This is a genomic window from Dietzia sp. CW19, from assembly GCF_014145265.1.
Taxonomy (GTDB): Bacteria; Actinomycetota; Actinomycetes; order Mycobacteriales; family Mycobacteriaceae; genus Dietzia; species Dietzia natronolimnaea.
In genome coordinates, this window is sequence record NZ_JAALEE010000198.1 from 1 (window position 1) to 8,491 (window position 8,491).

Below are 8,491 nucleotides of genomic sequence, written 5' to 3' on the forward strand. Positions count from 1 at the left end.
GATCCGATCGCGGACCAGGTCCACGATCTCGGGGATCACGGCGACGAGCTCGAGATGGGCCGGCAGACTCAGATCCACTCGTGTCGTTCGGCAGACGATCGACACCCGACGCTGGTCGAGCGGCTCGACGCCCGAAGCGACGCCCCCGGGCCCGTCACGCCCCGTCACGCCCTGTCCTCCCACTCGTCCCTGCCCACCCGGTCGCCGGCGGTGCCACCCTGGTCGGTTGACGTCCCCGTCACGACGTGCACTGCCCTAACATCGCGCTTCGACACGGCGACCATTGTCGACGGCGGGATGCTCCCGTGGGGGCCCCTCCTCCGGTTTCGGACGAGGAACGGGTCGTCGGGGACCGGGCGGCAGGAACTGGACGAGGAGGCGGGCGCGGATGGGTGACGTGGTCTTCACCCGCGGCGAGCGGCTCGAGGCGCCGGCGGTGTCGACCGGTGAGCTCACCCTCCAGGCCCCTCCGGCACTGCCCCGTCCGACTCCCAGGCCACTGGTGCAGATCGTTCTCCCCGTCGTCCTCGTCGTCGCCGTGGTCGGGATGGTCGTGGTGATGATGCGTACGGGGATGATGCGCAACCCGATGTTCATGCTCTTCCCCGTGATGATGGCCGTCTCCGCTGTCGGAATGCTCGCCGGCAGCCTGTCCGGTGGCAACAAGACCGGTGAGACCGACGAACTGCGGAAGGACTACCTCCGCTACCTGGGTCAGACCCGGGAGACCGTCCACGAGACCGTGGCCGCCCAGCGGGCGGCCGCACTGTGGCGACACCCCGACCCGGTGGAGCTGCCCGCGCTGGTCGGAACGCCACGGATGTGGGAGCGGGAGGAGGGCGACGCGGAGTACCTCACAGTACGACTGGGCCCCGGGCGGCAGTCCCTGGCGACCAGGTTGTCCGCCCCCGACACCGGTCCGGTCGACGATCTGGAGCCCGTCTCGGTCGTGAGCATGAGGCGCTTCCTGAGAGTCCACTCGGTGGTGGACGACCTGCCTGTGGCGCTGGAGTTGCGGGCGTTCGCCGCCGTCTCCCTGGACGGTGATGTGGACGTGGCGAGATCTGCGGTCAGAGCGGCACTGGCAGGACTCGTCGTCTCCCACGGTCCCGACCGGGTCCGCGTGGCGGTCGCCGCGAGCGAGGGGAACGCCCGCCGGGCCTGGGAATGGCTCAAGTGGCTCCCTCACCACGAACACCCGACGTACACGGACGGCGGCGGACGGGTGCGACTCACCGAGTTCTCACTCGCCGGGGTCGAGTCGATGCTCTCCGAGGACATCGCGGTGCGGCCCGCTTTCGGGACGAACGCGAGGGACGGTCGGGAGGTGCCTCATCTCGTCGTCATCGTGGATGGCGTGGGAGTCACCGGCGCCGAGCGTCTGGTGGCCGAGGACGGACTGGACGGCGTGACCGTTCTCGAGGTCTCCGGCAGTCGCGCCGGGCAGCTGCGCGACCTCGCGACCCGTCTCGGGTTGTGTGTCCGGCTCGACGACGACGGCAGGGCGTCGGTTCACACCGAATCCGGAGAGGAGGACATCGCGAGGGCCGATTCCATGAGCCTTCCGGAAGCGGAGCGGCTCGCCATGGCACTCGCCCGCTACCGACCCGCCGACACCGTGACACACGCCGACGGCTCCACTTCCACCAGGCGGGTCCCCGGTCTGCCCGACCTGCTGGGGATCGGGATGGCCACCCGCGTCGACCCGGCGGTGGCGTGGCGACGTCGCGGCGAACGCGACCGCCTGCGCGTCCCGGTGGGGGTGAGCCCGGATGGAGCCCCCGTGGAGCTGGACCTCAAGGAGGCCGCGCACGGCGGAATGGGCCCGCACGGCCTGTGTGTCGGCGCGACAGGGTCCGGGAAGTCCGAGTTCCTGCGCACCCTCGTCCTGGGCCTGGTCGCCACGCACGACCCGGACGCGCTCAACCTGGTGCTGGTGGACTTCAAGGGCGGGGCCACGTTCCTCGGACTCGAGTCGCTGTCCCACGTGTCAGCCGTGATCACCAACCTCCAGTCCGAGATCACCATGGTCGACCGGATGCGGGACGCGCTCGAGGGCGAACTGAACCGGCGACAGGAGGTGCTCCGCGCCGCGGGCAACTACGCGGGTGTGGGCGACTACGAGGCGGCGCGGGCGAGGGGAGCGCAGCTCGATCCCCTGCCGGCACTGGTGATCGTCGTCGACGAGTTCTCCGAGCTGTTGTCCTCCAAGCCGGAATTCGCGGAACTGTTCCTCACCATCGGGCGTCTCGGGCGCAGTCTGCACATCCATCTGCTGTTGGCGTCCCAACGGCTCGAGGAGGGACGATTGCGCGGTCTCGACAGTCACCTGTCCTACCGGATCGCCCTCAAGACGTTCTCCGCGACCGAGTCCCGCACCGTCCTGGGTGTGACCGACGCCTATCACCTGCCCGCCACGCCGGGCGCGGGCTTTCTGAAGGTCGATTCCGGCGAGCCGGTGCGATTCGACGCCGCCTACGTCTCGGGGCCCCATCGAGAGGATCGTCGACGTGACGGCTCCTCTGTCGCCGTCCCGGTCGCCCGCGCCACAGTGCGTCCGTTCACGTCCTGGTACATGCCGGTGGCCGCTCCCGCCCCATCGGCGGCCGCCGACCGACGCGACGCGCCAGTCCCCGACGACCGGGATGAGGAGACGAGTCTGCTGGACGTCCTCGTCGGTCGGCTCGCCGGTCACGGAAGACCCGCACACGAGGTCTGGCTCCCGCCTCTGGGGGCCGGCGCAGCCCTGGACACGGCGGTCGGAACAGAACCGACGGTGTCCAGCGACGAGAGCCCGCCGAGCCTGCGCTTCCCGATCGCCGAGGTCGACCTGCCGTTCGAACAGCGTCGAGCCTCCTGGGTCGTGGACCTCTCCGGGGCGGACGGCAACGTCGCGGTGGTGGGCGGGACGAGGTCGGGCAAGTCGACCACCCTGTGCACCCTGGTGCTGGCCGCCGCGGCGACCACCGGACCCGACCGGCTCTCGGTATACGTCGTGGACCTCGGTGGCGGGCTTCTCCAGTCGGTCGCCGAGCTCCCCCATGTCGGTGGTGTCGCCAGGCGCGGCGAGGACGAGAAGATCCGTCGAACGGTCGCGGAGGTTGGCGTCGAACTCAAGCGCCGGGAGGCGGCGTTCCGCGACGAGGGAGTGACGTCCGTCGACCACGCCCGCCGCCGGCTGATCGGGCGCGACGGTCGGTCGATCGCCGAGTATCCCGAGATCCTCTTGGTGATCGATGGCTGGCAGGCGTTCCGGACCGAGGTCGAGGACTTGGAACAGCTCGTGGTGGGGCTCGCCGCGGACGGCCTGTCCTACGGCGTCCACGTCGTCCTGTCCGCAGCCCGCTGGGCCGACCTCCGGCCGGCGCTGCGGGACGCGCTCGGTACCCGTGTCGAACTCCGGCTGGGTGATCCCACGGATTCGATGATCGACCGCCGGGCGGCGATGACCGTCCCCGCCTCTCCCGGCCGGGGGTTGACCCGCGAACGCCACCACATGCTCGTCTACCAACCCCGGCTCGACGGACTCGTCGACCCGGATGGCATCGCCGACGCCACCGTCTCGGCCTCCCGGCACCTGGCGCAGCGGTGGCGGGCCCTGGTGGGCCCCGTCAACGCGGCGCCGGTCAGAATGCTCCCGGAGGTCCTGCCGTACGCCCAACTCGCGGGTCTGGCGCGCCCGGGTCCGGACGGCACACGGACGCGGGTGCCTCTCGGTGTGGACGAATCCGACCTCAAGGTCGTCTACGCGGACCTCGAGGCGGACCCGCTGATGCTGGTGCTCGGCGATTCGGAATGCGGCAAGACCTCTGTTCTCCGGGCCGTCACCCGGGGGCTGGTCGCCGGCAACAGCCCACAGGCGGCGAAGGTCATCGTGGTGGACTACCGCCGCACCATGCTGGGCGAGATCGAGGGCGATCATCTCGCGGGATACGCCGCCACCGAGACGGCGCTGGTGCCGATGGTCGATCACCTGGTCCAGATCCTCGAGGGCCGGATGCCCGGCGTCGGGATCACGCCGGAGCAACTACGCGCCCGCTCGTGGTGGAACGGTCCGCGAATCCACCTGATCGTCGACGACCTCGACCTCGTCATCACCGGTGCGGGGAACCCGCTGTCCGCGCTGACCCGATTCCTCCCGCACGCCCGCGACATCGGGTTCTCCGTGGTTCTCGCGCGGAGGACCGCGGGTTCCTCGCGCGCGCTGTACGACGGTCTCGTGGGAGGGATCCGGGACCTGGGCGGCGCCGGCCTCATCATGTCCGGGAGCCGCGAGGAGGGCCCCCTTCTCGGAGGAGTACGTCCCACCCACCTGCCGGCGGGTCGGGGCAGGCTCGTCACCCGCAGCGGGGGCGTCCGACTGGTGCAGACCGCACTCGCGGAACCGTGACCCCCGTGGGCGCGACCATCGCGGTCGATCTCTCCTGTTCCGGACTGTCGGTGGCGTCGGCGTCGGCGTCGACCGTTCTCTCCCCGGCGGTCGCGCCCACCTCCGTCCTCGCAGGTGCAGACGGTTCCGCGCTACCACCCGGGGGCGATCGGATCGAGTGCTCCGAGCGGGTCGACTCCGTCGCCCTCCGGCACCCGGACCGTTGTCTGCCGGACCCGCTGGCAGGCGCTCACCGGGATCGCACCGACGTGGCCGGGCTCTCCGTCCCCGTGGAGGAACTCCTGGCGGCTCCGGTCTCCCGGGCCCTGCGGTGGGGCGCGGCGGGGGACGGAGACGGAGTGGTGCTCATCGTTCCCAGTGGGTGGGGCAACACCCGCTCCGCCCGATTGGCATCCGCTGCGGAGGGCCTGGGTGTGTCACCCCACATCGTCCGCGCGGCGCTGGTGACCGCCGAGGCGCTGCCCTCATCCTCGGCCCGCTGGGCGGTGTGCGTGGAGGCCTGCGCCGCGAGGACCACTGTGAGCCTCGTCGAACGCACGCGGGGGGAGCTGACCCTGATCGACCGGACCATCGTCCACCGGTGGGATCCGTGCCGGGATTCGATGCGCGACGACGAGGTGCCCCGTGTGCTCGAGGCGGTGACCGCGCTACGGCGTGGGCGGCGGGAGGCGGGCACCGGCTCCACCGAGATCCTGGCCCGCGGACGCAACGCCGAGCGGGTGGTGGACGCCTGCGATCAGGCGCGGTTGCTCTCCTTCGTCGTTCCGGATCTCGCTCCGGTCGAGGCCGCTCTCCGGCTACACGAGGGAGTCTGAGTCGCCCTCTGGGTGGTCGTCGTGGTGGATGGAACCGAACCCGGCCCCGGGGACGTCGAACACTGTGACGGACCCAGGAAGGGGCCGCAGGACCACAAAGGGGAGGACGAGATGGCCGGTTTCAACACCCACATCGGGACCATGGACACCGCGGCCAGACGGGTCGACGACGTGAACACTGAGATCGATCGACTGCTCGGGAACGTCCGGGATTCGGTGTCGCAGCTCGGAGGGTCGGTGTGGCGGGGTGCGGCCCAGGCCCGGTTCGCGACGATCATGGCGGAGTGGCAGCAGCAGAGCACCAAGCTCAACACCGCCCTGGCGGGAATCTCGGAGACCATGCGGACCAACAGCACGTCGTTCGAGGCCGCCGATCAGGACTCCGCGCAGGCGATCAGCCGGGTCGGCGCCTCCGGCCCTCTGAACATCTGACCACCCACCTCCAGTCGGGAGAATTCTCATGACCTCAGGACAGATCACCTATAACCACGGCCCGATCGAGGCGCTCGTCGGCCAGGTCGGTTCGGCGTCAACGGCGCTGCGCACCACCCTCGACGATCTCAGGGCGTACCTCGCACCGCTCGTCGCCGAATGGGAGGGCGACGCCGCTGTCGCCTATCAGGCCCACCAGAACGACTGGGACCAGGCCGCCGCCGCCCTGCAGGCGATGCTCGCGGAGATCTCGCGGGCAGCGAGTCAGGGAAACCAGGGTATGGCGGATGCCGACCGTCGCGCCGCCCAGGGATGGGCATGACGGCCCCTTTCCGAGTGGCCTCACCCTGAGTGGAGGCACAGCGGCGCGGAGTCTCGGTCACCGTCGGTGTGATGACCGGGCTCCGCGCGGCCGCCGCACCCCCCGACCGGATGCAGGCGAGGCAAGGCTGTCCTACCGTCGGACGTAGAGCCGGGTCGATCACCCGGCGGACGCGAACCACGGGAGGACCCACATGTACGTCACCCACGATCCGTCAACGGGAACGACCGACAGCCAGTACGACCAGACCGACGACGTCGACGGGATCCCGTCCACCGTCACCGAGGGGTTCACCTCCTGGCGCGCCACCGACGTCGCGGAGCGGGCGCGGATCCTCCTGGCGATCGCGGACGCCTTCGAGGAGCACGCCGACGAGCTCGCCAAGGCCATCACCACCGAGATGGGCAAACTGCCCGACCAGGCGCAGGGGGAGGTCAAGCTCGCCGCCTCGATCTACCGCTGGTACGGCGAGCACGGCCCCGCGCTGCTGGAGCCCGAGACGCTGGACGTGCCGGGCGCCCGCCTGAATCGCGTGACCCACGAACCGGTCGGACCCCTGGTCGGCGTGATGCCGTGGAACTACCCCTACTACCAGGTGGCCCGGTTCGCGGCCCCCAACCTGCTCCTGGGCAACACCATCGTGCTCAAGCACGCCAGCATCTGCGCGCGCTCCTCCGCGGCAATAGAGAAGGTGCAGCGCGCGGCCGGGCTTCCGGAGAACGCGTACGTCAACGTCTACGCCTCCAGCGACACGGTCGCCGAGATGATCGCCGACCCCAGGATCAAGGGCGTCTCGCTCACCGGCAGCGAGGGCGCCGGCGCCGCCGTGGCCAAGGTGGCGGGGGAGAACCTCACCACCAGCGTTCTCGAACTGGGCGGCTCGGACCCGCTCATCGTCCTGGACACCGACGACCTGGACGAGCTGGTCGAGACCGTCGGCAAGGCGCGGCTGTCGAACTGCGGCCAGGCATGCAACTCGCCCAAGCGGATGTTCGTTCCGGCGGACATGAAGGACGACTTCGTGGGCAAGCTCCGCGACCTGTACGAGGGGACCAAAGTCGGCCCAGCGGCCGACGAGGGAACCGGGCTCGGACCGCTGTCCTCGGAGGACGCCCGCGACGGGGTGGTCGAGCAGGTCGAGCGCGCCGTCGAGCAGGGCGCGACCCTCGTGACCGGAGGCCGCGCGATCGACCGACCGGGTGCGTTCATGGAGCCCACCGTCCTCACCGGCATCACCCCGGAGATGGACGCCTACACCGAGGAGATCTTCGGCCCCGTCGCCATGGTGTACGGCTACGACTCCGTCGACGAGGCCGTGCGCGTCGCCAACGACACGCCCTTCGGCCTGTCCGGCTCGGTGTGGGGGACCGACACCGACAAGGCCGCCGAGGTGGCCGAGAAGCTCGAGGTCGGGATGGCCTACGTCAACGAGCACGGCACCACCATGGCCGGCCTGCCCTTCGGCGGCGTCAAGCGCTCGGGCTACGGCCGCGAGCTGGGCCGCTGGGGCCTCGGCGAGTTCGTCAACGTACGGCTGCAGCGGGTCCACTGACATCGAGTCCGCCCCGGCCCCGATACACGAGAGGGCCGGGGCGGCGCCATCCTTCCGATCGCCCAGATGCGATCCGTTGCCCCGTCAGCGCGCGTCACTACACTTGGAAGGTGACTCATCACCAATCTTGAAAGGGTCCTCATGGCATCCCCTCTGCCTTCGCAGGTCGACGTCTCGTGGCTGCACCAGCACCTCGACGACGCCGACCTCGTCGTCGTCGACGCCACCAACCACCTCCGCGTCCCCACCGACGGCCCCTACGTCCCGGAGTCGGGCGCGGAGACGTACCGGCCGGAACACATCCCCGGCGCCGTGTTCGCCGACCTCCTGGGGGACTTCGCCGACCCGGACAGCCCCGAGCCCTGGACCGCGCCGGACCACGAGCGGTTCGCCGCGGCCGCCGGCGCACTCGGCATCGGCGACGGGGCGACGGTGGTCGTCTACGACCAGCACGACGGCTTCTGGGCCACCCGCTTCTGGTGGCACCTGCGCTACGAGGGCTTCGAGAACGTCACGGTGCTCGACGGCGGGCTCCCGGCCTGGAAGGCCGCCGGCCACCAGGTCACCGACGTGCTCCCCGAGCCCACGCCGCGCACCTTCACCGGAACCCGCCGCCCCGAGCTGTTCCGCTCCACCGAGGAGATCGCGGCCAGCCTGGACAACGAGAACACCATTCTCGTGAACGTGCTGGACGAGCCCACCTACCGCGGCGAGGTGGACACCTATGCCCGCCGCGGTCACATCCCCGGCAGCATCAACCTGCCGGTCTTCTCGCTCCGCGACCCCGAGACCGGCACCCTGAGGCCGACCGAGGACCTGCGCCGCGAGTTCGAGGCCGCTGGCCTGCTCGACGATGACCGGACCGTCGTGACCTACTGCGGCGGCGGCATCGCCGCGACCGGGGTCGCGCACGCCCTCGCGCTGGTCGGCCGCGAGGACGTGGCGGTGTACGACGGCTCCATGACCGCCTGGGCCGGCAG

Annotated in this window: 6 protein-coding genes; all 6 read left to right on the forward strand. The window is 70.6% G+C overall.

Annotation, left to right across the window (positions count from 1 at the left end; genetic code table 11):
• Positions 1-388: 388 nt before the first annotated feature.
• Complete coding sequence (eccCa, locus tag G6021_RS06705) at positions 389-4,390, forward strand: type VII secretion protein EccCa (RefSeq protein ID WP_182640905.1); 4,002 nt, start codon at positions 389-391, stop codon at positions 4,388-4,390.
• 5 nt (positions 4,391-4,395) lie between these two features.
• On the forward strand, positions 4,396-5,205 hold the full coding sequence (locus tag G6021_RS06710; RefSeq protein ID WP_179525895.1) for a hypothetical protein: 810 nt from the start codon (positions 4,396-4,398) through the stop codon (positions 5,203-5,205).
• A gap of 111 nt (positions 5,206-5,316) precedes the next feature.
• Complete coding sequence (locus G6021_RS06715; RefSeq protein WP_179525894.1) at positions 5,317-5,637, forward strand: WXG100 family type VII secretion target; 321 nt, start codon at positions 5,317-5,319, stop codon at positions 5,635-5,637.
• 28 nt (positions 5,638-5,665) lie between these two features.
• On the forward strand, positions 5,666-5,959 hold the full coding sequence (locus G6021_RS06720) for a WXG100 family type VII secretion target (protein ID WP_182616040.1): 294 nt from the start codon (positions 5,666-5,668) through the stop codon (positions 5,957-5,959).
• Positions 5,960-6,152: 193 nt separating this feature from the next.
• Positions 6,153-7,511, forward strand: coding sequence for an NAD-dependent succinate-semialdehyde dehydrogenase (locus tag G6021_RS06725; RefSeq protein ID WP_182640906.1), 1,359 nt, complete (start codon positions 6,153-6,155; stop codon positions 7,509-7,511).
• Positions 7,512-7,652: 141 nt separating this feature from the next.
• A partial coding sequence (locus G6021_RS06730; protein WP_182640907.1) for a sulfurtransferase occupies positions 7,653-8,491 on the forward strand: 839 nt, incomplete at its 3' end.